Source organism: uncultured Parabacteroides sp. (assembly GCF_947855115.1).
In the GTDB taxonomy this organism is placed as follows: Bacteria; Bacteroidota; Bacteroidia; order Bacteroidales; family Tannerellaceae; genus Parabacteroides.
Window position 1 is genome coordinate 38,888 of record NZ_CANTZW010000013.1, and the last position, 25,225, is coordinate 64,112.

Annotated in this window: 15 protein-coding genes; all 15 read left to right on the top strand. The window is 46.2% G+C overall.

Annotation, left to right across the window (positions count from 1 at the left end; genetic code table 11):
• Positions 1–30 precede the first annotated feature (30 nt).
• The 15 genes from Q0110_RS09735 (at position 31) to Q0110_RS09805 (ending at position 25,165) form a co-directional block, all read left to right on the top strand.
• Positions 31–756 (top strand): DUF4271 domain-containing protein, encoded by a 726-nt coding sequence (locus tag Q0110_RS09735; protein ID WP_297905954.1) that lies wholly within the window; start codon positions 31–33, stop codon positions 754–756.
• Positions 753–1,508 carry a uroporphyrinogen-III synthase gene (locus tag Q0110_RS09740; protein WP_297906004.1) on the top strand — a complete coding sequence of 252 codons (756 nt, stop codon included), beginning with the start codon at positions 753–755 and terminating at the stop codon, positions 1,506–1,508. The genes Q0110_RS09735 and Q0110_RS09740 overlap by 4 nt, the downstream gene beginning before the upstream one ends.
• Positions 1,508–1,897, top strand: a complete 390-nt coding sequence (gene rnpA, locus Q0110_RS09745) for a ribonuclease P protein component (RefSeq protein WP_297905955.1) — start codon at positions 1,508–1,510, stop codon at positions 1,895–1,897. The genes Q0110_RS09740 and rnpA overlap by 1 nt, the downstream gene beginning before the upstream one ends.
• A complete protein-coding gene (gene yidD, locus Q0110_RS09750; RefSeq protein ID WP_297905956.1) occupies positions 1,894–2,115 on the top strand; it encodes a membrane protein insertion efficiency factor YidD in 222 nt (73 codons plus the stop codon). Before rnpA ends, yidD begins: the two co-directional genes overlap by 4 nt.
• 52 nt (positions 2,116–2,167) lie before the next feature.
• Complete coding sequence (locus tag Q0110_RS09755) at positions 2,168–2,845, top strand: TatD family hydrolase (protein ID WP_297905957.1); 678 nt, start codon at positions 2,168–2,170, stop codon at positions 2,843–2,845.
• A gap of 49 nt (positions 2,846–2,894) precedes the next feature.
• Positions 2,895–4,187 carry a tyrosine--tRNA ligase gene (gene tyrS / locus Q0110_RS09760; protein ID WP_297905958.1) on the top strand — a complete coding sequence of 431 codons (1,293 nt, stop codon included), beginning with the start codon at positions 2,895–2,897 and terminating at the stop codon, positions 4,185–4,187.
• Positions 4,188–4,604: 417 nt separating this feature from the next.
• The gene (locus Q0110_RS09765; RefSeq protein ID WP_366139662.1) at positions 4,605–7,463 is read left to right on the top strand and encodes a triple tyrosine motif-containing protein; all 2,859 of its coding nucleotides are present in this window, start codon (positions 4,605–4,607) and stop codon (positions 7,461–7,463) included.
• Between the two features lie 336 nt (positions 7,464–7,799).
• The gene (locus Q0110_RS09770; protein ID WP_297905960.1) at positions 7,800–10,844 is read left to right on the top strand and encodes a TonB-dependent receptor; all 3,045 of its coding nucleotides are present in this window, start codon (positions 7,800–7,802) and stop codon (positions 10,842–10,844) included.
• 29 nt (positions 10,845–10,873) lie between these two features.
• Positions 10,874–12,352 (top strand): RagB/SusD family nutrient uptake outer membrane protein, encoded by a 1,479-nt coding sequence (locus Q0110_RS09775; RefSeq protein ID WP_297905961.1) that lies wholly within the window; start codon positions 10,874–10,876, stop codon positions 12,350–12,352.
• Positions 12,353–12,466: 114 nt separating this feature from the next.
• On the top strand, positions 12,467–14,632 hold the full coding sequence (locus Q0110_RS09780; protein ID WP_297905962.1) for a glucoamylase family protein: 2,166 nt from the start codon (positions 12,467–12,469) through the stop codon (positions 14,630–14,632).
• 229 nt (positions 14,633–14,861) lie between these two features.
• Positions 14,862–17,021, top strand: coding sequence for a family 43 glycosylhydrolase (locus Q0110_RS09785; RefSeq protein WP_297905963.1), 2,160 nt, complete (start codon positions 14,862–14,864; stop codon positions 17,019–17,021).
• A gap of 21 nt (positions 17,022–17,042) precedes the next feature.
• Positions 17,043–18,410, top strand: a complete 1,368-nt coding sequence (locus Q0110_RS09790) for a glucoamylase family protein (RefSeq protein ID WP_297905964.1) — start codon at positions 17,043–17,045, stop codon at positions 18,408–18,410.
• A 164-nt stretch (positions 18,411–18,574) separates the two neighbouring features.
• Positions 18,575–20,824 (top strand): beta-glucosidase BglX, encoded by a 2,250-nt coding sequence (gene bglX / locus Q0110_RS09795; protein ID WP_297905965.1) that lies wholly within the window; start codon positions 18,575–18,577, stop codon positions 20,822–20,824.
• A 14-nt stretch (positions 20,825–20,838) separates the two neighbouring features.
• A complete protein-coding gene (bglX, locus tag Q0110_RS09800; RefSeq protein ID WP_297905966.1) occupies positions 20,839–23,115 on the top strand; it encodes a beta-glucosidase BglX in 2,277 nt (758 codons plus the stop codon).
• Positions 23,116–23,371: 256 nt separating this feature from the next.
• Positions 23,372–25,165, top strand: coding sequence for a family 43 glycosylhydrolase (locus tag Q0110_RS09805; RefSeq protein ID WP_297905967.1), 1,794 nt, complete (start codon positions 23,372–23,374; stop codon positions 25,163–25,165).
• Positions 25,166–25,225 lie beyond the last annotated feature (60 nt).

Sequence of the window (25,225 nt, forward strand, 5' to 3'; positions counted from 1 at the left end):
TATGTACCTTTGTGCCGATAATAGCGGCACATGGGTACATTTGAAGGATATGTAGGGATTCGTTTGTGGGACGGGCAATTGGTAGACGATGTGGTCTTTAGCCTTTTGTTCGTCTTATTTGTGTGCTTTGCGCTGGTGTTTCGTACCAATTACCGTTTGTTCTTGAAAATGATGCGTGATGTGGTATATGTGAAAGAACGTCAAAATTTATTTGAGGTAACGAGGGGTAGCGAGGGGTTTTTCCGGAATTTCATGACGTTTCAGGCCCTGTTCCTTTGCAGTGTTTGTCTTTTCGCTATCGCTAGGGCATACGGGCATTTCGACCATTTGCAAGAAAATATGGTGTTGATATCTATCGGGCTGATAATGATGGTATTGATGCTGTTTTACTGGTGTAAGCGCTGTTTTTATTATTTATTTGGCATAGTCTTCACGGAGACCCCGAAATACAAGTTCTGGAAGACTAATTATAACGCTATTATAGGGGCGTGGGGGATCTGTTTATATGTTCCGGCGCTCTGGCTGGTATTTGTGGGGACCCGTATGCAGATTCCTGTTTTATTGTTTGTGTTTTTCTATATTCTGTGTCGTTTTGTGATAATTTATAAGACAATACGGATATTTCACAGGAAAAATAGTAGTTTTTTATATATTAGTTTGTACCTTTGCGGCCAAGAAATATTGCCTTTAATTCTTCTATATGAAGGTATTATTTATTTGTATAACTTTATCGAGTCAAGTACTCTATGGCATTGAATATTAAAAAATTATTGGTATCACAACCGAAGCCTGCATCGGAGAAATCACCATATTTCGATATTGCAGAAAAGTACGGCGTAGAGATAGATTTTCGCCCGTTCATCAAGGTTGAACCTTTATCCTCCAAGGAATTCAGGCAGCAACGGATCTCGATTCTAGACCATACCGCCGTTATCTTCACGGCTCGTACGGCTATTGATCATTTCTTCCATTTGTGCGAGGAATTACGTGTGGCTATTCCGGAAACGATGAAGTATTTCTGTATGACAGAGGCGATCGCTGTTTATCTTCAGAAGTATATCGTTTATAGGAAACGTAAGATTTTTTATGGTCAGACCGGTAAGGCAGATGATTTGGTAGCTGTAATCGCCAAGCATGCGAAGGAGAAATACTTGGTGCCTGTTTCCGATGTGCATAAAGATGATTTATTCGCTTTGCTAGACGCGAAGAAAATCAATTATACGAAGGCTGTGATGTTCCGCACGGTGAGCAACGATTTCGCTAAGGACGAGAAATTCGATTATGATATGCTGGTTTTCTTCAGTCCGTCGGGTATTTCTTCCTTGTTGAAGAATTTCCCGGATTTCAAGCAAGACGATATAAAGATCGGCTGTTTTGGCCCTACTACGGCGAAGGCTGTTAAAGATGCGGGTCTGCGCTTGGATGTCGAGGCCCCCACGGTGGAAGCCCCTTCTATGACTGCTGCTTTGGATTTATATCTAAAAAAACAGCAAGACAGTAAGAAATAATGACAGTAAAAAGGTATACCCTTTCAAAAGAAGAACGCCTGTCGTGGAAACGTCACATCGATCTCTTATTTGAGAAGGGACAGTCGTTTGTGGCGTTTCCGCTACGGGTAGTTTATTTATCGATGGAAGAAGAGATGCCCGCTCGGGTCTCCTTTTTAGTGAGTGTACCTAAGAAAAAATTTAAGAGAGCCGTGAAACGTAACTTGATCAAGCGTCAGGTACGCGAGGCTTACCGGGTTCGTAAATATGATTTATTAGAACCGCTGGAGATGAAGGATAAGCGCATGTTGGTCGCTTTCCTGTATCTTGATAAGGAAATCCATCCGTATGCTACGATGGAGAAGGCGATGAGGAAAGCGATCCATATCCTTCGGGATAAAGAAGGATGAGACATTTTTTTACTACATTACTTTTATTGCCGGTTTATTTCTATAAATATTGTATCTCTCCCATGACACCGGCTTCGTGCAGGTATACACCTACTTGTTCTGAATATGCGGTACAGGCCTTGAAAAAGTATGGGCCCGTGAAAGGATTGTATCTTGCGGTTAAACGGATACTTCGTTGCCATCCTTGGGGGGGGAGCGGGTATGATCCGGTTCCGTAAAATTGGGCTTTCAGGAAAGTTTATTTTTGTCTCTCTATCTGATTTAGGAAAAATGCGTTACTATGATATACATACACATTATAGACAGGAAGCGCCGAGTGTGGTAGCGATCGTTAATATGATTCTCGGGGAGGAGAGGCCGGGGATCGGGTATGGCGAGATGTTTGAAGCAAGTACACTATACTCCGTAGGTATTCACCCTTGGTATATCCATACGGAGGCGATAGAGGAACAGTTAGTTTCGCTTCGAGACTTGGCGGGTAGGGAGGAGATTCTTATGATTGGCGAAGCCGGGTTGGATAAGCAGGTGGTTACGCCATTGGCTATTCAAGAAGCTGTGTTTGAGGCGCAGATCTGTCTGTCGGAAGCTTTGCGTAAGCCATTGGTGATCCATTGTGTCAAGGCTTGGGATGAACTGTTGTCTGTGCGGAAACGCTTGCGGCCCGCTATGCCGTGGATCGTTCATGGTTTCCGTAAGAAAGGCGACTTGGCTAAGCAGTTGCTCCGACAAGGATTCTATCTATCATTTGGCGTATCGTTCCAGGAGTCAGCCTTGCGGGAGGCTTGGCCGGATCGCTTGTTGCTGGAGACTGATAAGTCGGACTGCTCCATCTGGGAAATATATGAACGTGCCGCCGAAGCCCTGAGCCTTCCTCTTGACGAGGTAGGCCGACAGGTGGAGCGAAACTTCAGGGTTATTTTTAACACAAATGCGTGTGTATTCATATAAAGTCGTATCTTTGCCCGTACTAAATATATAATAATGAATAATTAATACGATGAATTTTGTAGAAGAATTAAGATGGAGGGGCATGATCGCTGATATGATGCCCGGAACGGAAGAGCAATTGCAGAAAGAGTTGACATCGGCCTATGTGGGAATCGATCCGACTGCGGACTCTTTGCATATCGGACACTTGGTAAGTGTGATGATGTTGAAGCATTTCCAACGTGCCGGTCATCGTCCTATCGCTTTAGTAGGTGGTGCTACCGGTATGATTGGTGACCCGTCTATGAAGTCTGCCGAGCGTAATTTGCTGGACGAGGCTACTCTCCGTCACAATCAGGATTGCATCAAGAAGCAATTGTCTAAGTTCCTTGATTTTGACTCCGACGCTCCTAATGCCGCTAAGTTGGTAAACAACTATGACTGGATGAAGGGTTATTCTTTCTTGAATTTTATCCGTGATATCGGTAAGCATATTACCGTGAACTACATGATGGCTAAGGATTCGGTGAAGAAACGTTTGAGCCGCGAATCGAGTGTAGGTATGTCTTTCACTGAGTTTTCTTACCAATTACTGCAAGGCTACGATTATTTATATTTGTATGAGCATGAAGGTTGCCGCCTGCAGATGGGTGGTACCGACCAATGGGGTAATATCACGACTGGAACGGAATTGATCCGTCGCACGTTGGGAGGAGAGGCGTATGCCTTGACTTGCCCGTTGATCACAAAAGCCGACGGTGGTAAGTTCGGCAAGACCGAGTCTGGCAATATCTGGCTGGACCGTCGTTATACTTCCCCATATAAATTCTATCAATTCTGGTTGAACGTAAGCGACGCTGATGCCGCTAAATATATCAAGATCTTCACGGCTTTGAGCCAAGAAGAGATCGCTGCTCTAGAAGCAGAGCAAGAAGCCGCTCCTCATTTGCGTCCGTTGCAGAAACGCTTGGCGAAAGAGGTGACTGTTATGGTTCACTCTTTGGAGGATTACGAGGCTGCGGTCGAGGCTTCCAATATCTTGTTTGGCAATTCTACTCACGAAGCTTTGTTGAAATTGGACGAGGACACATTATTAGCCGTATTCGAGGGTGTTCCTCATTTCGAGATTTCCCGTGATGAATTGTCTGCTGGAATCAAAGCTATTGATTTGTGTACCGAAAAAGCCGCTATCTTCCCTTCAAAAGGCGAGATGCGTAAATTGGTACAGAGTGGTGGCGTAAGCTTTAACAAAGAGAAATTAGTGGAGGTTGATACCGTAATTAACTGTTCTTCACTGCTTGACGATAAATATTTATTGGTTCAAAGAGGTAAGAAAAACTATTATTTATTGATCGCTAAGTAAAAAATAGTGAAAAAATTTGCAAGGTAAGATTTTATTCTTACCTTTGCATCGCTTTAGTAAAGCAATCGGATTGTCTCATGGTGTAATGGTAGCACTACAGTTTTTGGTTCTGTCTGTCGAGGTTCGAATCCTCGTGAGACAACTCAACAATCCAAAGAGAGAGATGTCAATTTTGGCATCTCTTTTTTTATTTACTTCTTTGCCTTTGCGTTTTTTACAATATTTTTTGTGGGATAATTGCGTACGGAAATATATAACCATGCGATTGGAACCTCAAGATTCCATATATATTCGAGATTGATTATGTGAGAGTTTATAAGAAGTTGGGTGTAATGTGATGTTTTTTTATTTACTTTTGCGGTACATAACATTCTGTACTATATAGTGAAGGAGATACTTGAGAGGACGTTGGTTCATGTGTTAGTTTGTTGCGTTATTGCCTTGTTGTCTTGTATGACGGGGAATGCGAAGGTACCCTATATTCCCAAAATTATCAATTATTCCGTAAGCGATTACAAAGCGGGAAACCAGAATTGGGCGCTCGCCCAAGGCCCGGGAGGAAAAATGTATATCGGAAATAACCGGGGACTTTTGGTTTTTGACGGTATTCACTGGGATCTTGTGAAATTACCCAATAATCTGGGGGTCCGTGCTTTGTACATATCAAAGGACGGGCGTATTTATGTAGGCTCTTTCGAGGAGTTCGGGTATTTTGAGATGGATGATGAGAATGACCTGATCTATCATTCGCTCAGTTCGTCCGAGATGAATATCTATCTGAATAATGATGAATTCTGGACGATTAATGAATATAAGGGGGAGATCTATTTCCAATCGTTCCGGAGCTTTTTTATTTATGATGGGGAGAAAGTAAGGAAAGGTGTATCTGATTTGTCTCCGTTGTATATTTTTACTTTGGACGATCATCTATACGTTCAGTTTATGGAGGGAGGAAGCTTCTGCCGGATGGATGACGGCCAGTTCACGGAGCTAGTATCGAAAAAGGCTTTAAAAGATGATGTGGTTTCTGTCTTTCCTTTTGATCATCAATTATTGTTGGTCTCGGCTCGTAGCGGATGTTTTCTCTATGATGAGGTTCATGAAAAGTTGTCTGTATGGGATACGCCGGCCAACGATATATTGAAGGAAGGGATAGCGAACCGGGGAGTCATGATGAAAGACTCTACTTTTGTCGTGGGTACGATTTCGAATGGGATTGTGGCGATTAATAAGAAAGGAGAGACTCTATGGCATCTCAACCGGGAAAACGGTTTGATCAATAATACAGTGTTGAGGGTATTCGCTGATAGTTCCGATAATTTATGGGCTGCGTTGGATAATGGAATCGCACAAATACATGTAAATTCTCCGATTTATTTTTATGAGCCGCTTGAGGCCCAGATCGGCATGGTACACGACATGGTGATAGAGAAGGATATTATTTATTTGGCAACAAACCAAGGTCTTTATGCATTGTCTGAGAATGATCGTTATCCGACTTTGATTCCCGGAACTCAAGAACAAACGTGGTATATCTCTGATGTCGGGAATCAATTGATCGCCGGGCATAATATAGGAACTTTGCAATTAGAGGGCCAGGAGGCAACCCTGATACCGGGACCTAATGGGGGAGGTACCGTGTTGCGTAAGACGATCATCCACGGAAAGGAGGTCTTGCTCCAGATGTCTTACCGTCCGCTGAGTGTTTTTACCCGAGACATGGTTACCAACCGCTGGAAGTTCAGCCATAACGTGGAAGGATTCTCTAATTTGATTAAATCGTTTGAGGTTGACCCTACAGGCAATATATGGGCTAGCCATATGTATAAAGGAATCTATCGTCTTCGTCTGAGTGAGGATTTGAGGAGCGTGAAGGAGATGGAGTATATCGGGAAGTTAGAGGAAGGAAATGAGAGTGGTACGATTAATGTGATGAAATTACGAGGGCGTATCGTTTTCTCGGATGGGAACAAATTCTATACTTATGAGGATTTGACCGGAAAAATCGTTCCTTATGATTTATTGAATGAAGACTTTCCTGAGTTGAGCGATACCTATCGGATCGTTTCCTTGAATAATGATTTGTATTGGTTTATCCGAAACTCGGAATATGTATTACTGGGACATGAGTCCGGACGGTTCCGTTTGAAGCAGCGTATCCCTTTTACTCTGTTTAATAATCCGACAATAGAAGATAGGGGGAATATTTATGTGGCTTCCGACGGGACTTCCTATTTCTGTCTAAACGGAGGGATCGCTCGTTATAATAGACGTCGGAATGATGTGGATACGGTTCGGGTTCTGCTGAGTTTATCGCAGGTAAGGGCTTATAATAGGCACGAGAACGAGTTCGCGCCGCTCCCTTGCAAGGGAGCGGATACGCCGAGGGCCGGCGTATCCGCGTTAAGCTATAGTTATAATACGATTCTTTTCAAGTTCTCATATCCGGACTATACGGGTCGCCGTTTTCAGATCTATTACAAACTGGAGGGATTCGACAATGAATGGACGGAAGGCTCCAGTAATTTCCAGCAAACTTATTCTAACCTGCCGTATGGCAATTTTGTGTTGCACGCGGTAGTGAGAGACGACCGGGGGAAAGCGTTATCCTCTTTGTCGTATCCCTTCACGGTAGAGCGCCCGTTTTATAGCTCTTGGTGGGCTTTGATTATTTATTTCGCCTTGTTTTTATGTGTGCTGGTCGTATCGGTGAGAATATATACGGCGTGGATTGTCATGCGTGAGAAGAAAATAAATGAGGAGCAAAAACGATTGCAAGAAGAACAGTTAAAGGCACAAGAGCAATTAATTATCAAGTTAGAGAATGAAAAATTAGAGAATGACCTCACATATAAGAGTAAAGAACTGGCCAGCGCCACTTTGTCTGTCATTTCTCATAACGATTTCTTGGAGAGCTTGAAGAAGGAAATACAGGCTCAACAATTATCGGGAAGCTATACGAAGCGCTTCTTCGACAAGTTAATCCGTATGATCGATGAGAATATATCGGGTGATGATGAATGGGCTATTTTCCAGACAAATTTCGATCGTATCCACGAAAAGTTCTTTACGAATCTGAAAAAGCGATACCCCGAATTGACCCCGGGTGATTTACGATTATGCGCTTTGTTACGCCTGAATATGCCGACTAAGGATATGGCCCGTATGCAGAACCTTTCCGTACGGGGTGTTGAGGCCGCACGCTATCGGTTACGTAAAAAACTGAATCTTCCAGAAGGGCAAAGCTTGATAAATTTCATAATCCAGTTCCATTGATGGTTGCATGCTTACGAGCGCGAGAAGCTATCCTGGCTATGGGATATGGGAATCGTAATTATGCACTACTCCTGTCGTTTTTGTTTTCCTATTTTTGGTAAAATGTGTTTAGTAACATATAATCTGCGTCTTTTGAATTAACAAATGTATTATATCTGAAAATGAGTTAATTAGATTATATTGCAGTAGTAAAAAAGTAGTAATATTCCGCTTGTATATCCGTTGCAGTAGCGTTGAAGTATACAAAAATTTGTCCTTTTTTAGGTTTGGGTGTTCATTTGCTTCGAATTTAATAATGTGTGTAAAAACAAATGTTCAACTTTAAAACTAGAATGAATGAAAGCTAAATTACTGCTTTGTTTATGCCTGTTACTTGCGGCGACTACCATGTTCGCGCAGAATCTGACAGTTACTGGTGTGGTAACTGAAAAGGCCACAGGATACCCTGCGATCGGGGTGAGTGTTTTGGTTAAGGGTACGACGAATGGTACCATAACCTCTATGGATGGAGACTATACCTTAAGTAATGTTCCCAAGAACGCGACTTTAGTATTTAGTTACGTAGGTATGACTACGCAAGAAGTCCCGGTGAACGGACAGACCGTAGTGAACGTTCTTATGAGTGAGGACACGCAAAACTTGGAAGAAGTAGTCGTTATCGGTTATGGAACAAGTAAGGCTAAAGATTTGACGGCCCCAATCGCCGTAATCAAAGCTGATGAGATCACGAAACATGCCACATCCTCTCCGATGGGGGCTTTACAAGGTAAGGTAGCGGGTGTGCAGATCACGAGTAATGGACAGCCGGGTTCCGGTCCTTCCGTACGTATCCGTGGTATCGGCTCTATGAATGATAACAGCCAGCCATTGTATGTAGTGGATGGTATGTTTTTTGATAACATTGATTTCTTGAATAATAGTGATATTCAGGATTTATCGATCTTGAAGGATGCGTCCGCAGCTTCTATCTATGGTGTACGTGCCGCTAATGGCGTTGTTTTGGTTACGACAAAAAAGGGTGCCCTGAATCGTCCGGCTACGGTTACTTATGACGGTTACGTGGGGTTCCAAAAAGCAACGAATGTATTGAAAATGGCAAGCAGTGAGCAATATGCCATGATGATCAATGAGATGGGAAATGAGACCTTGCAAGATGTGTTGAATCAGTCTGTTAAAAACTGGGGATCACTACCCAATACAAACTGGTATGATGAGATTCTTCATACAGCATTGACGCATAATCATTCTTTGGATATTTCCGGGGGATCGGAAAAAGCGACTTATTCAGTAGGTGCTTCTTATTTGTATCAAGATGGTATCTTGAATGCTGAGAATGATTATTCTCGTTTTAACTTACGTACGAAAGCGGACTATAAGGCTTTTGACTGGTTAAAAGTCGGGGTGAATGTGGTGTTAAGTAATTCTACGCAGGTTGTACCAGATGGACAGGTTTGGATGTCGGCTTTTCGTACTCCTTCTATCATTCCGGTCTATGATGAATCTAATCCATTAGGAGCATATCCTATCAATTATGCCTCTCCGGCTCAAATTGGTTTAAGTGAGTTCTATGGAAACCCGGTGGCAACCGCTGAATATTATGATTCTAAAAACAAGTCGTTGCGCGTGATGCCTTCATTCTATGCTCAATTTGATTTTCTGCCGGAGAATAAGTTGTTCTTCAAGACAGCTTATAGTCAAGATATCAATATTCTTCAGTCTCGTACTTATACTCCGGCTTATCTAGTAGGTGGTACCCAAGTTAACTCTACTTCCAAATTAAAGAAGCAAAATGATATTTATCATAGCTGGATCTGGGACAATACATTAACTTATACGGATACATTTGGTGATCATGGCTTAACGGCTATGTTGGGTAACTCTGTACGTGAGGAGAACTTCCGTAATTTATGGGGCGAGGCGACTGGTGTACCCGGTGAGCATGAGGAGTATTTCTATTTGAATCAAGGAAATGCAGATGGACGTACAACGGGTGATAATGGTACAACTTACCGTGGTGTATCTTGGTTCGGTCGTGTTTCTTACGATTATAAGGGTAAATATTTATTGTCTGCTACAATGCGTGCGGATGGTTCCTCTAAATATCAAGAGACATGGGGGTATTTCCCTTCTGTAGGTGTCGCTTGGAATATCTCGGAGGAAGGATTTATGAAAGACCAGAAATGGCTTGATTACATGAAGATTCGTGCCAGCTGGGGTAAACTAGGTAATGATAAGATCAAGGCTAGTGATGGTTTTGCCTCTATTACACAAGATATGACAACTTCTGGTATCTTTGCGGGGAGCGCTGTTCCCGGATATACGAATTTAGTATATTTTAGCTGGTTGGGATGGGAAGTTGTAAATGAAACGAACGTAGGCTTGGACTTCCGTATATTAGACAGTCGTTTGAGTGTTGAGGCTGATTGGTATTATCGTCTGACACAGAATGCTGTAATTGATGCCCCACTTCCAATGGGTGCTGGAAACTTATTAGGTAACCAAGGAGAGATATTGAATACAGGTGTTGAATTATCGGTGAATTGGTCTGATAAAATTGGTAAGGATTTCTCTTATTATATTGGTGCAAACTTAACGACTTTGCATAATGAGGTGAAGGACCTGAATGGTTTATCTTATTTATATGGTGGTTCTGCGGAATTCCGTACAATCTCTAAGGTTGGAGGTGAGTTGAATGCTTATTATGGACACGAGGTCGCTGGAGTTTACCAGAATGAGGCCGAAATTGCCGCAGATCCGATTGCTGTTGAGAATGGTTTGAAACCAGGTGATTTTAAATATGTTGACCAGAACAAAGATGGGAAGATCGATGATAAAGACCGTGTTACTCTAGGCTCTTATGTCCCGAATTTCTCTTATGGCATCAATTTAGGTTTCTCTTACAAGAACTTTGATTTCTCTATGGTAATGCAAGGTGTGACAGGAAACCAGATCGTAAACCGTAAACGTGGTGACCGTCGTTGGCACTCAGAGTTGAACTATGATGCTGATCAAGTAGAAAACCGTTGGACTGGTGAGGGATCAACTAATAGCTATCCTTCAGCTGCCGGATCTGTTAATCCTTGGAACATAGCTAAGTTTAATTCCTTCTATGTAGAGGATGGTTCCTACTTCCGTATTCAGAACGTACAAGTCGCTTATACGTTTCCCAAAAAGGATTTTGGAAAATTCAAGATGCCGAGCATACGTTTGAGCTTGACGGCAGATCGTCCTTTGACAATCTTTAAGGCAAATAGTTTCAGCCCAGAGTTATCGAGCGTGAAAAATGAGGATGGAACGATGCCTTCTTCATCTTATGGATTTGATGAAAGGGTATATCCGTTGTCTTCGTCCTATACATTAGGTCTTCGTATCATCTATTAATTATTAAATATTTAATGCTAATATAGTATATGAAAAATATATTTAAAAAACAGCTTTTAATAGCAATTCCATTAGCTTTTACGCTTTCAAGCTGTAGCGACTTTTTGGATAAGCTTCCGGAAAACTCTGTAGAGGTGGAATCTGTGGATTATTCGAAAACATCTGAGATGTATATGCCGGTTTCCGGTATATATGCTAAGAGCCGTAATCTGTTGGCCAGTTGGTCTAGTTGGGGGTGTATTATCGTCCGTGGTGATGATGTAAATAAAGGTGGATCTCCTACAGACCAAGTTGAGTTTAATTATTGCAGTAATTTCCAGTATGATAAGCTAAATACATTTTGGGCTTTAAACGGAACATGGGGCAATTATTATAATGTGATCTCTTTGTCTAATTCTGCTTTGGAGTCATTGGCGAAATATGGGGAACATATAAGTAGCGAGTCTGACAAGGCTTTGAATACTAAGTATTGTGCGGAGGTTCGTTTTTTCCGTGCGTTAGCTTATCATCAACTTGTAAATCTATGGGGAGATGTTCCATTGTTACTTGACAATCAAGCATTAAATATTACGAAAAGTAGGAAAGAAGATGTCTTGAAATACATTTATGATGAACTAGACTTCTGTATTCAAAATCTTCCAGCTATTCGTCCGAATGAGTCTGAACATCCGGGTGCGATAACGAAATATACGGCAGAAATGGTAAAAGCTCAGGCAAAGATGTATAATAATGAATGGGATGATGTATTGACCTTGACGGAGGATATCATCAATAGCGGTAAGTTCGAATTGTATCCGGACTTTTATGAGTTGTTCAAAATACCGGGAAAATTATGTAATGAGTCTTTATTGGAGTATCAGTTCACGGACTTTGGTAACGGTAGTGGTGAGATTGTAGAATCTGATCAATGGTTTGCCTTCCAAGGCCCTCGTGGTGAGGCTCCTATTTCTGGTTGGGCATTTATCGAACCGACTCAGAAGATTCGTGATTTATTCACAAAAAGAGGTGAGACTGTTCGTGCTGAGACAACATTCTTAATGACGGATGCTACAACACGCGACGGAGATTATATACCTGCTGCTAAACCGGGTGAACCTACCGCCTATAACGGTAAGGCTTATACACCGAAGAACCAAATGACCCCGGGCCGTACACAATATGGCGCAGGTAATAATGTGCGTGTATTCCGTTACGCTGACGTATTGTTGATGAATGCTGAAGCTAAGGTTCGTAAAGGACAAAACGGTGATGCTCCTTTGAATTTGGTTCGTGAACGTGCGGGTTTAGCCCCGATCATGAATGCGACTTTAGATCAAATCTTAGAAGAACGTCAGGTTGAATTAGCGTTAGAGTGGGGAGCTCGTTTCTACGACTTGGTTCGTACGGACAGAGCTACTCAAGAACTTCCGGGTTTTGTTAAAGGGGAGAGCGAATATTATCCGATACCTCAAGATCAAATCGATTTGAATCCGAATTTGGAGTTTGAGGCTGGAACGATAGCAGAATAAGAAGATTCTCACATATTTACTAGACCTTTGTAGTTTGGCAAGGCGGTGTCAACCCGTTTGGCACCGCCTATTTTATCTCAGATTATATCGTTTATTTATATAAATATCAGCATCATGAAACACATTGTATTACTAACTACTCTCTTACTATCTGCCGGTTTGCAAGCGGTGGAGAAACCTTACGACTATGTTTTTTTCGAGAATAGCCTGATGAAAGGGGATTACTTTTATTCTCAGGCGAAATATACCTCACCTTCTTGGATTAAAAATGCGAGGCAGCATCTTCCGGTCGCTGGCTCTGTTGCTTTCACGCCCGGCAATTCCCTGGAACTTACCTATGTATCCGCTCCCGGAGGAGATTGGTATAGCGAGATACAATATTGCCCGGTTCGTGGCAACGACTTCTTCCGCGAACCCTCGACACTCTCCATGCAAGTACGTCTGGAAGAGAGCATGAATACCGCCGCTCTTCCCAGTATCGCCATTCGTTACGCGGATAGCACGTATACCCGGTACGTAGACATGGGGAAATACCTGAGAGATACACGTCCCGGCGTATGGCATTCCGTATCTATCCCTTTAGGGGATCTCGGGGTGAGCGCCGTGAATGATACGAACATCAAGAAATTGGCGGCGGTGGCCTTTCGCCCCGGTACGGCCGATGGAAACGAATATACGATTTACTTGGACGACGTAGAGCTGTTGCCGGCCACCCTTCCGTCGGTAAGCGCTTTGAACGCCCCTGCCTTACAAGAGGCCAAGGCGTATGAGCGTCATATCGATATCAAATGGATTCCTCAATCAAAGGAGGATATAAAATACTATCGCATCTACCGTTCATTCGACGGGATTACTTACCAGCCGGTCGCTATCCGTCGGCCTTGGATGAACCGCTATACCGATTTCTTGGGGGAGATCGGTAAAAAAGCCTATTACAAGGTGACAGTCGTGGACTACGCGCTGAACGAGTCTGCGTTCTCCCAGGCGGTATCGGCTACTACCCGCCCGATGACGGATGAGCAATTGCTGGATATGGTGCAGGAAGCGAACTTCCGTTATTATTGGGAGGGAGCGGAGCCGAACAGCGGACTCGCCCGCGAGAATATTCCCGGACGGAATGACATGATCGCTACAGGGGCTTCCGGCTTCGGTATCATGGCGATCGTAGCGGGGATCGAGCGGGGATTTATCACCCGGGAAGAAGGAGTGCGACGTTTCCTGAGAATCACTTCTTTCTTGGAGAAAGCGGATAAGTTCCATGGAGCGGTCTCTCACTTTATCGATGGAACGACAGGAAAGGCGGTCGCCTTCTTCGGCCCGAAAGATAACGGGGGCGATTTGGTGGAGACCTCTTTCTTATTCCAAGGGCTGTTGACGGCTCGTCAATATTTCAATCAAGGGAATGACAAGGAAAAACAAATCCGCGAGAGTATCGACAATCTATGGAAGAACGTGGAATGGAACTGGTATAAGCAATTCAAGGACAGCCCTTATTTGTATTGGCACTGGTCGCCGGATCAGGCGTGGGTGATCAACCATAAATTGATAGGTTGGAATGAGACCATGATTACCTATATGCTGGCTATCATGGGACCGAAATACGGAGTCTCCCCGGAGATGTATTATAGCGGTTGGGCCAGCCAAGAAAAGTATGCGCAAGAATACCGTGCCGGCTGGAGTTGCGTGCAAGATGGTAGGATGTATACGAATGGCAATACCTATTATGGGGAGAACCTGAAAGTAGGTGTCTCCAATGGAGGCCCCCTTTTCTTCATCCATTACTCATACCTCGGGTTAGACCCGCATAAGTTCACCGATAAGTACACGAATTATTTCGAGAACAACCGGAAAATAGCGAAGATCAATCAACGATATTGTGTCGAGAACCAAGGTGGTTATGTAGGCTATGGGGAAGATTGCTGGGGATTGACCGCTAGTGATTTCGCGTGGAGTTACCAAGCCCAAGAGCCGATGCCTCACCGGGATAACGGAACGATGGCGCCCACGGGCGCTCTGGCTTCATTCCCTTACACGCCAGACGCTTCCATGAAAGCTTTACGGAATTATTATCGTAACTACGGCAGTTTCTTGTGGGGCGAATACGGTTTCCGGGATGCTTTCAACCTGACCGTAAACTGGGTATCTCCCTTATTTATGGGGCTGAACCAAGCACCCGTAACCGTGATGATCGAGAATTACCGCACGAATCTGCTGTGGAATCTTTTCATGAGCCACCCGGATGTACAAAAAGGAATCCAAAAAATACAATCCATAAAATAATGATACCTAGTTGTAGAGACGGGGCGTGCCCCGTCTCATCCCCTCAAAATGGTAACATAAAGATACTATCGGACCGTGGGAGACGGGGCACGCCCCGTCTCTACAATAAAAAAAATATCTGGAATATAATATGCTAGAACATAATAGAATAAACAGGCCTATCATATCCTGGAAAAAACATGTACGTGTTTTTCCGGAAACATGTACGTCTTTCCCGGAAAACACGTACATGTTTTTCCGGAAGTACATAAGAGCTGCCGTTTTTTCCCGAAAAGCTTATAAGGATAAGTATATGCTCATATCACTCCTTGCCTCTTTCCTCGCGATTTCTACCGCGAACGCTCAAGTAAACGAGCGGGGAGATTCCGTGATCGTGATCAAGGGGCAGGTAAGCGATTACTATATAACCGTGTCTCCGGAGCATTTCCTGGAAGGCACGATTACCGGGCCGGACGGCAAACCCTTGGAAGGCGCTACGGTCATGTTCACGGCCAGCCCGGTTCATTGTACCACCGATGCGGCAGGCCATTATAAAGTACAGGCAAGCCGTTACGACCATGAGCTGTTCGTGTATTATCCGGGGATGAAATACGCCTATCATGCGTTTGGCGATAACGATACGAGGATAGATATCCGGATGGAAGCCGATCCCCGCGATGTACGGGTAAAAGCCCCGCGGCGAGCTACCCGCTGGTTCGACGCTACGAACGACCATCCCTCTACCTATTGCAACCCGGTGAACTTGAGCTATTGCTTCCGGGCCAATCTGCCGGATTTGGTGAAAAATGGCTCTTTCCGTTCTACGGCCGATCCGATGATAGTGATGTACAAAGGAGAATATTTCCTTTTCGCCACGAATCAAGCCGGATTCTATTATTCCAAGGACTTGGCCAATTGGGAGTTTGTGTTCGCCGGCTTCCAGCGTTATCCGGAAGATGATGACTTATGCGCCCCGGCTGCTTTCGTAAGTGGAGATACCTTGTTCTATACCGGTTCTACTTACGCGGGATTACCCATTTGGTATAGTACGAACCCGAAGAGCGGGAAATTCAAGCGATATGTAGAGAAAACAGCCCTTCCCAGTTGGGACCCGGCCTTCCTGCTGGATGATGACGGGCGTTTGTATATGTATTATGGCTCGAGCAACGAGTATGCCTTGAAGGGCGTGGAGCTGGATCGCCGCGATTTCCATCCGGTCAGCAAGATCCAAGAGATCATGATGCTGCGTCCGGAGGAACATGGATGGGAACGTTTCGGGATGAACAACGATGACAGCACGACCTTAGCGCCTTTTACGGAAGGGGCTTTCGTGACCAAGCATAACGGCAAGTATTATTTCCAGTATGGCGCTCCGGGAACGGAGTTCAAGGTCTATGCCGATGGTGTCTATGTATCCGACAAGCCGATGGGCCCGTTTACCTACCAGAAACATAATCCCATGAGTTACAAGCCGGGAGGTTTTGTGCAAGGGGCCGGACACGGCGGTACTTTCGAGGATGCGTATGGCAATTACTGGCATGTGGCTACTTGCATGCTTTCCCTGAAATATAAGTTTGAGCGTCGTATCGGCCTGTATCCCGCAGCATTCGATAAGGATGGGGTGATGTATTCGAATACCGCTTTCGGGGATTATCCCTTGTTTACGCCGAAGGGAAAGACCGGTGATATCGCGGATACGTTTTCTGGTTGGATGTTGTTATCGTATGGAAAACCGGCGATGGCCTCTTCCATGGATAGTACGTTCGTTCCCGAGAACGTTACGGACGAGAGTATACGTACTTTCTGGTCTGCCGCTTCGGGAGAATCGGGGGAATGGCTTCAAATCTCCTTGGAGGGGCTTAAAGAAGTCCGTGCGATCCAACTGAACTATTACGAGCACAAAGCCGTACAGCATAATAAGGCGATGGATTTGTATCATCAATATCGTATTTATCATTCTGTAGATGGGAAAAACTGGGAATTGGTGGTCGATAAGAGCGATAACGACAAGGATGTTCCGCATGACTATATCGAGTTGCGCGAGCCTTTGAAGACCCGTTACCTGAAGGTAGTGAACGAGCATGTGCCTTCGGGCAACTTCGCCATATCCGGGTTCCGTATTTTCGGGAATGGCTTGGGAGAAGCTCCCGCTACGGTTAAGAATCTGGAGGTGGAACGGTCGGAAGCGGATAAGCGGAACGCCATGATCACTTGGGAACCGGTAAAGGAGGCGTACGCTTACAATATCTATTACGGTATAGCGCCGGATAAATTATACAACTGTATCACGGTATTGGATGATACGGTGTATGATTTCCGGGGGCTGGATAAGGATACGGACTATTATTTCTCGATCGAGGCGCTGGGCGAGAGCGGCCGTTCACCGATGAGTAAAGTATTGAAACGATAACTATTTAAAGTATATACCAATATGAATACCTATATTCGTACAGGCGTTGTCACCCTGTTGCTTGGCTTCTCGTTGGTGGCTTGCCATGAGGTCAAGAAAAGCGACACATCCGCGGAACCTGCGTCAAATGAGCGCAAGCTGGATTTCCAGTCGGACGATGAGTTTCTGACTTATATACAAAAGGCCCATTTTAATTATATGTGGGAAGGTGCGGAACCTACCTCCGGACTGGCCCCGGAGCGTATCCATATGGATGGCGTGTATCCGGAGAACGACGCTGATGTCGTGACAACCGGGGGAAGCGGCTTTGGTATCGCCGGGTTGTTGGTGGGTATCGAACGCGGCTTTATCACCCGTGAGGAAGGTGTGGCCCGTTTTCATCAAATCGTTGATTACCTGTCGAAAGCCGATCGTTTCCATGGGGTTTGGCCTCATTGGATGCATGGCCCTACGGGTAAGGTAAAACCCTTCGGCACGAAAGATAACGGAGGCGATTTGGTAGAGAGCGCTTTCTTGATGCAAGGCCTCTTGTGTGTACGCCAGTATTTCAAGGATGGAAATGAGAGCGAGAAGGCGTTGGCCGCGAAGATCGACCGGCTGTGGCGCGAGATGGAATGGACATGGTATTTGAACGGGCAGGATGTATTGTATTGGCATTGGAGCCCCGGTTACGCATGGGAGATGAATTTCCCCTTGGAAGGTTATAATGAATGCCTGATTACCTATATTTTGGCGGCTTCCTCGCCAACCTATCCTATTCCGGCCTCCGCTTATCACAACGGCTGGGCCCGCAAAGGTGGTATCGGGAGCGACGCGGTTGCGTATGACCTGCCTTTGATCTTGAAGCATAATTATGCCGAGAAATATGGCGGCCCGTTATTCTGGGCGCATTATTCCTACATCGGTTTATGTCCGGTAGGGTTGTCAGACCGATACGCTAATTACTGGGACTTGAACCGGAACCACGTGTTGGTCAATTACCGTTATTGCGTGGAGAATCCGAAAGGCTTCAAGGGATATAGCGACGCTTGTTGGGGATTAACCGCCAGTTATTCCGTGAAAGGCTATGACGCGCATATGCCTTCCAACGATCACGGGGTGATTACGCCGACAGCGGCCTTGAGCAGCTATCCGTATACACCGGAGGAATCCTCGAAGGCCTTGAAGCATTTCTATTTTAATCTGGGAGATCGCATCTGGGGTAAGTATGGTTTTTACGATGCTTTCAGCGAGGGCGAGAATTGGTATCCGCGTCGTTATCTGGCGATCGACCAATGTACGGTCGCCCCGATGATCGAGAATTACCGTACAGGCCTCCTGTGGCGTTTGTTCATGAGCTGTCCGGAAATTCAGGACGGTTTGAAAAAGTTGGGTTTCTCTATTCAATGAAAATAATAGTGGCTGGCTGCATTTATAATACCTAGTTGTAGAGACGGGGCGTGCCCCGTCTCACCACAGTCTGATAGTAATTTGGAATACCATTTTGCTGGGATGAGACGGGGCACGCCCCGTCTCTACAACTGGATAAATAGTGAATATAAATAATTAAATATATGAAGAAGATATTAGTTTCTTTCGCCGTCTGCCTAGCGCTTACCGCTTATGGGCAGAGACAAGATAAGGTACAGATGGATGTATTTATCAATGACTTAATGAGTAAAATGACTTTAGACGATAAGATCGGGCAATTGAACCTGTCTGGGGGCGGTGTCCCCGGTGTATTGAGCGGATCGGAAGGCGCGGACGAAACGGTTCGTCGGGGTTGGCTAGGTGCGACCGGGTTCTCTGATATGGAAGGATTGCGTAGGTTACAGAAGATCGCGGTAGAGGAGTCTCCCGCTAAGATCCCTTTGCTGATCGGGGTTGACGTAATTCACGGATATAAGACGATCTTCCCGATCCCATTGGCTTTGTCGTGTAGCTGGGATACTACCTTGATCGAGCAAAGTGCCCGTATCGCCGCTATCGAGGCCAGCGCCAATGGTATAACATGGACTTATTCCCCGATGGTGGATATCGCCCGCGACGCTCGTTGGGGACGTATCGCCGAGGGTAGCGGGGAAGACCCTTGGTGGGGTGGGAAGATCGCCGCCGCCATGGTGAGAGGTTATCAAGGAGATGACCTGGCGAAAGAGAACACGATCTTGTCTTGCCTGAAGCATTTTGCCTTGTATGGTGCTTCCGAGGCCGGTCGTGATTATAATACGGTGGATATGAGCCGTATCCAGATGTTTAATGAGTATTTTCCTCCTTACAAGGCTGCTGTAGAGGCTGGTTGCGCCACGGCAATGTCTTCCTTTAATCTGGTGGAGGCTATTCCGGCTACGGGTAACCGCTGGTTGTTGACCGATTTGCTTCGCGGCCAATGGGGATTTGATGGTTTTGTCGTTTCCGATTATAACTCGATCGGCGAGATGACCAATCATGGTCTGGGCGATACGCAGACCGTATCGGCCTTGGCTTTGCGCGCCGGCTTGGATATGGATATGATGACAAACGGTTATATCACGACCTTGAAGAAATCGTTGGAAGAGGGCCGTGTGTCTCAAGCGGATATCGATCAGGCTTGCCGCCGTATATTGGAGGCGAAATATAAATTGGGCTTGTTCGAGGACCCTTATCGCTATTTGGACGCCGATCGTGCGAAAAAGAATACATTCACGGACGAGCATATGAATACGGCTCGCCATATCGCCGGTAAATCCATTGTCTTGTTGAAGAATGATAAGGGATTATTGCCTTTGCGAAAGACAGGGACGATCGCCGTGGTAGGCCCGTTGGCGGATAAGAAGGTTGAGTTGTTCGGGACATGGTGCGGTATCGATACGGCGAAATCGGCTTCCGTGGTACAGGCCGTGAAAGAAGCGGTCGGCGATAAGGCCCGTGTGATTTTCGCCAAGGGATGTAATTTGACGAACGAGCCGATGTTGGCGAAAGCCAGCGGCTTGAAGGTTGATCCGGTGGAGAATACCCGTTTGGTGAAGGAAGCGGTCCGGGAGGTGAGAGACGCGGATCGTATCATTGCCGTGATGGGTGAGCCGAATAACTGGTCCGGAGAGGCTTGCAGCCGTGCGGATATTAGTTTGCCGGAGAGCCAGAAAGAGTTGTTGAGAGCTTTGTTGGAGACCGGAAAACCGGTGGTATTGGTATTGGCGAACGGTCGTCCGTTGACCTTAGAGTGGGAGGATAGCCAATTCTCCGCGATCGTTGAGGCATGGCACGGAGGTTCTGCCGCGGCGCGCGGATTGGCAGACGTATTGTTCGGCGACGTGAATCCTTCCGGTAAATTGACGACTACATTTCCTCGTAGCGTAGGTCAGATTCCATTGTATTACAATGCCAAGAAAACAGGCCGTCCGATGAACCCGGATGATCATTTCACCTCTAAATATCTGGATATCACGAACGATCCTTTGTATCCGTTTGGTTATGGCTTGAGTTATACGACTTTCTCTTACGGTGATCTTCAATTGGATAAGACGAGTGTGCAAGGAGAGAACGGTGTATTGACCGCCAGCGTGCAGGTTACGAATACAGGTAAGCTGGAGGGCGAGGAAGTCGTACAGTTATATATCGGCGATCCGGCGGCCAGCATCTCCCGTCCGATGAAAGAGTTGAAGAATTTCCAGAAAATCTCCTTGAAACCGGGTGAGAGTAAGAACGTATCTTTTACGATTACCCCGGAGGACTTGAAATTCTATAATAGCGCGTTGGAATATGTCTGGGAACCAGGCTTGTTTAATATCTATGTAGGAACGAACTCCCGGGACGTGAAATCCGCGCAAGTAACTTGGAACAAATAATACATATACGAACAATGAAAAGGATAATGACTTTTATTGCTGGCGCGGCCATTGCCGCTACCTTGGGGGGATGCCGGCAACCCGCTGTAAGCGGCTGGAAGAGTTTCAGTGGCGACAAGGATATCGAGCGTCGTGTCGATTCTGTGCTCAGCCTGATGACATTGGAGGAAAAAGTAGGGCAGATGGCCCAATACTCTTGTAACTGGGATGTTACCGGTCCGGTTATGACCGGTGATTACGAGACTTTGCTGAAGAAAGGCCTCGTAGGAAGCTTGTTTAATGTATATACGGTAGACGGTGTGCGTAAGATGCAAGAGATGGCCTTGTCCGAGAGCCGCTTGAAGATACCTGTATTGTTTGGTTACGATGTCGTACATGGTTACCGTACGATTTTCCCGATGCCGCTAGCGGAATCCTGCTCTTGGGATTTGGAACGGATGCGTAAAAGCGCGGCGATCGCCGCGGAAGAGGCCAGCGCGTCCGGTATCGCTTGGACGTTCGCCCCGATGGTGGATATCTCCCGGGATGCCCGTTGGGGACGTGTGATGGAAGGAGCCGGTGAAGACCCGTATTTGGGAAGCCTGATCGCGAAGGCCCGTGTCGAGGGGTTCCAAGGTGGAAACGACTGGCGTTCGTTGGCTGATGTCAATACGGTCTTGGCTTGTTGCAAGCACTTCGCCGCTTATGGGGCAGCCGAGGCCGGACGTGATTATAATACGTCCGAGTTGTCGCAAAATACGTTGATGAATTATTATATGCCGCCTTACTTAGCGGCTAAGGAGGCGGGAGTCGCTACGTTCATGGCCTCCTTCAATGAGATCAACGGAGTGCCTAGCACGGGCAATAAGTGGCTGATGACCGATCTGTTACGTAAGGACTGGGGCTTCAATGGCTTCGTGGTCACCGATTATACCGGTATCAATGAGATGGTGGCCCATAGCATTGTACGGAATGATAAAGAGGCGGGAGAGCTGGCTGCGAACGCTGGTATTGATATGGATATGACAGGAGGTATTTATAGCCAACATCTTGTGCGATCCGTAAAAGAAGGCAAGGTTTCGGAAGAGAGTATCGACCGTGCCGTGGCAAGTATCTTGGAGATGAAGTTCCTCTTGGGCTTGTTCGATGATCCGTATCGTTACTTGGACAATGAGCGTGAGAAGAATACGATCATGAAGCCGGAGTTCTTGCGAGAGGCTCGTGAGACTTCCGCTCGCTCGATCGTTCTTTTGAAGAATGATAATAACTTCTTCCCGATCTCGAAGGATAAGCATATTACGGTAGCCTTGATCGGCCCGATGGTAAAGGATAAGATCAACCAGAATGGCGAGTGGGCCGGCCGGGGTGAGCGTGAGGAGAGTATCTCCTTGTTCGAGGGCTTGACCGAGAAATATGCCGGAACGAACGTGAAGTTCATTTATGCCGAGGGATGTGATCTTTTGACCGATGATTCCTCTAAATTCGCTGAGGCGATCGCTACGGCTCGTCGTGCCGATATCGTATTGGCGGCTATGGGCGAGGATTTCAACTGGAGTGGCGAGGCGGCTTGCCGTACGGACTTGAAATTGCCGGGCGCTCAACAAGCGTTGTTGAAGGAATTGAAAAAGACGGGTAAACCTCTTGGTTTGATCTTGGTGAACGGACGTCCTTTGGATCTTTCTTGGGAGGATCAGCATGTCGATGGTATCTTGGAGGCTTGGTATCTGGGAACGATGGCGGGTCATGGCATGGCCGATGTGATCAGCGGCGATTATAATCCGTCCGCTCGCCTGACGATGTCTTTCCCTCGCACGGTGGGTCAATTGCCCCTGTATTACAACCAGAAACCGACAGGTCGCCCGGTTCCTCCGGAAGCTCCGGATACGGATTATAAATCCAGATATATGGATATGCCTAACACGCCGTTGTATCCGTTCGGTTATGGCTTGAGCTATACGACTTTCGCCGTGAATTCTATGAAGCTGGATCAGGACTCTTTCACGAAAGGGGGCAAGATTACGGTAACGGCTGAGGTAGAGAATACGGGTAAGGTGGATGGCGAGACGGTTGTCCAGATGTATATCCGCGATTTGGCGGGTAGCGTGACCCGTCCGGTTAAGGAGCTGAAAGGCTTCGAGAAGGTGGCCTTGAAAGCGGGCGAGAAGAAACAGGTCTCTTTCACGATTGACGAGTCTTTGCTGGCTTTCTACGGTATCGATATGCAGAAGAAAGCCGAGCCGGGTGATTTCACGGTTTGGGTAGGCTTGGATTCCGCTGATGAGGCGAATCAGTCTTCTTTCTCTCTACAATAAATGGTAGTGTTATGGCATGCGGATGATGCGGATCATGCAGATGACCGCGGATAATTATTTTCAATATAATAATCAGCGTTTATCTGCCCTATCTGTGTCATCTGCGTGTCCTATTGGGACCATATCCTGTACAACGTTGTATACATACCCTATACAGTGCTATATAGGCACCTTATACAACGCTGTATAAACACCCTATACAACGTTGTATAGGCATCCTATATAAAATGAGTGTTTCTTCTTAATACATATCAACATGAGACTTTTATCAAAATATATCTTTTCCGCTCTGCTCTTTGCCGCTTCCGGAGGCTCCACCACCGCTCAATCCATGCGGGCGAATACGTATTGTAATCCGCTGAATGTGGATTATACGTATATGATTTATAACTCATCGAACAACCTGTCTTACCGTTCGGGCGCAGACCCCGCTGTCGTAGAATTCCGGGGCGAGTATTATATGTTCGTAACCCGTTCGCACGGCTACTGGCATTCGACAGACTTGTTGAACTGGGATTTTATTACTCCCGGCAAAAATTGGTATCCTCAGGGTTCCAACGCTCCCGCCGCTCATAATTATAAGGATTCCGTGCTTTATGTAATGGGTGATCCGTCCGGCTCGATGAGTGTCCTTTATACTGATGATCCGAAATCCGGTGATTGGAACGCTACTCCTGCCATACTCCACGACCTGCAAGATCCGGATTTATTCATCGATGACGATGGACAGGCTTATTTATTCTGGGGCTCTTCCAATGTTTATCCGCTTCGGGGCAAGAAGCTGAATAAGGATGACCGTTTCTTGATCGAGGGCGAGACGGTCGAGCTTTTCGGCCTGGATATGCCGAAGCATGGCTGGGAACGTTTTGGCGAGAACCATACCGATACGGTATTGGGGGGCTATATGGAAGGCGCTTGGCTGACCAAGCACAATGGTAAATACTATATGCAATATGCCGCTCCCGGTACGGAATTCAACGTATATGCCGATGGTGTTTATGTGGCGGACTCTCCATTAGGCCCGTACAAATATCAATCGCATAACCCGGTAAGTTATAAGCCTGGTGGTTTCATGAATGGCGCCGGACATGGAAGTACCTTGGTGGGGCCGGGTGGCAATTATTGGCATTTCGCCTCTATGTCTCTCTCGGCCACGGTGAATTGGGAGCGCCGCCTTTGTATGTATCCTGCTTTCTTCGATAAGGAGGGTATTATGTATTGTGATAATAACTTCGGTGATTATCCGCATTATGCTCCCGCCGAGCCGGGAAAGAAGGGGGAATTCACGGGATGGATGTTGCTCTCTTATAAAAAGCCGGTGAAAGCCTCCTCGTACGCGGAGGGTTCCGCTCCCGCGGCGCAAGGATTCACGGATTCGAACCGTCCTAAGACTTCTGCCAATTTCCTTCCGGCCAATTTGACGGATGAGGAATGCAAGACGTTCTGGATGGCTCGTACGAATGGCGATACCGAATGGGTAGAGATCGATCTGGAGGCTCCTGCTACGGTATATGCCGTGCAGGTGAATTATCACGATTATCAATCGAATATGTATGGCCGTATCCCCGGCTTACGCCATCGTTATGCCGTGGAAGGTTCTTTGGATGGGCAGGATTGGGTAACGTTGGTGGATCGCCGGAATAGTTATAAGGATGTTCCGAACGATTACGTGCAAGTGGATAATCCGGCCCGTGTCCGCTATGTCCGTTACAAAAACATAGAGGTTCCGACGCCTCATCTGGCGATCTCGGATTTGCGTGTATTCGGCATCGGCGAAGGCAAGAAACCAGCGATGGTGAAGAACTTCAAGGTCGTTCGCCAAGCGGATCGCCGTGACGCTATGATCACTTGGGACGCTGTCAAAAACAGCCAAGGCTACAACATCCGTTGGGGTATCGCTCCCGATAAGCTATACAACTCATGGCTCCTATACGGAAAGAATGAATTACTTTTGAAGAGCCTCTCCACCGACCAGCCTTATTATTTCACCATCGAAGCTTTCAACGAGAACGGTGTCTCAGAAGCAACAAAACCAATCATCCAGTTGTAGAGACGGGGCGTGCCCCGTCTCATCCCAGCAAAATGGTAACTAAAAATACTATCAGACCGT

Excerpts from the sequence above, each read along its gene's own strand:
- yidD (WP_297905956.1), top strand. The coding sequence starts at position 1,894 with ATGAGACATTTTTTTACTACATTACTTTTATTGCCGGTTTATTTCTAT.
- Q0110_RS09775 (WP_297905961.1), top strand. The coding sequence starts at position 10,874 with ATGAAAAATATATTTAAAAAACAGCTTTTAATAGCAATTCCATTAGCT.
- rnpA (WP_297905955.1), top strand. The coding sequence starts at position 1,508 with ATGACAGTAAAAAGGTATACCCTTTCAAAAGAAGAACGCCTGTCGTGG.
- Q0110_RS09755 (WP_297905957.1), top strand. The coding sequence starts at position 2,168 with ATGCGTTACTATGATATACATACACATTATAGACAGGAAGCGCCGAGT.
- Q0110_RS09735 (WP_297905954.1), top strand. The coding sequence starts at position 31 with ATGGGTACATTTGAAGGATATGTAGGGATTCGTTTGTGGGACGGGCAA.
- Q0110_RS09770 (WP_297905960.1), top strand. The coding sequence starts at position 7,800 with ATGAAAGCTAAATTACTGCTTTGTTTATGCCTGTTACTTGCGGCGACT.
- bglX (WP_297905966.1), top strand. The coding sequence starts at position 20,839 with ATGAAAAGGATAATGACTTTTATTGCTGGCGCGGCCATTGCCGCTACC.
- Q0110_RS09805 (WP_297905967.1), top strand. The coding sequence starts at position 23,372 with ATGAGACTTTTATCAAAATATATCTTTTCCGCTCTGCTCTTTGCCGCT.
- Q0110_RS09790 (WP_297905964.1), top strand. The coding sequence starts at position 17,043 with ATGAATACCTATATTCGTACAGGCGTTGTCACCCTGTTGCTTGGCTTC.
- tyrS (WP_297905958.1), top strand. The coding sequence starts at position 2,895 with ATGAATTTTGTAGAAGAATTAAGATGGAGGGGCATGATCGCTGATATG.
- Q0110_RS09785 (WP_297905963.1), top strand. The coding sequence starts at position 14,862 with ATGTTTTTCCGGAAGTACATAAGAGCTGCCGTTTTTTCCCGAAAAGCT.
- bglX (WP_297905965.1), top strand. The coding sequence starts at position 18,575 with ATGAAGAAGATATTAGTTTCTTTCGCCGTCTGCCTAGCGCTTACCGCT.
- Q0110_RS09780 (WP_297905962.1), top strand. The coding sequence starts at position 12,467 with ATGAAACACATTGTATTACTAACTACTCTCTTACTATCTGCCGGTTTG.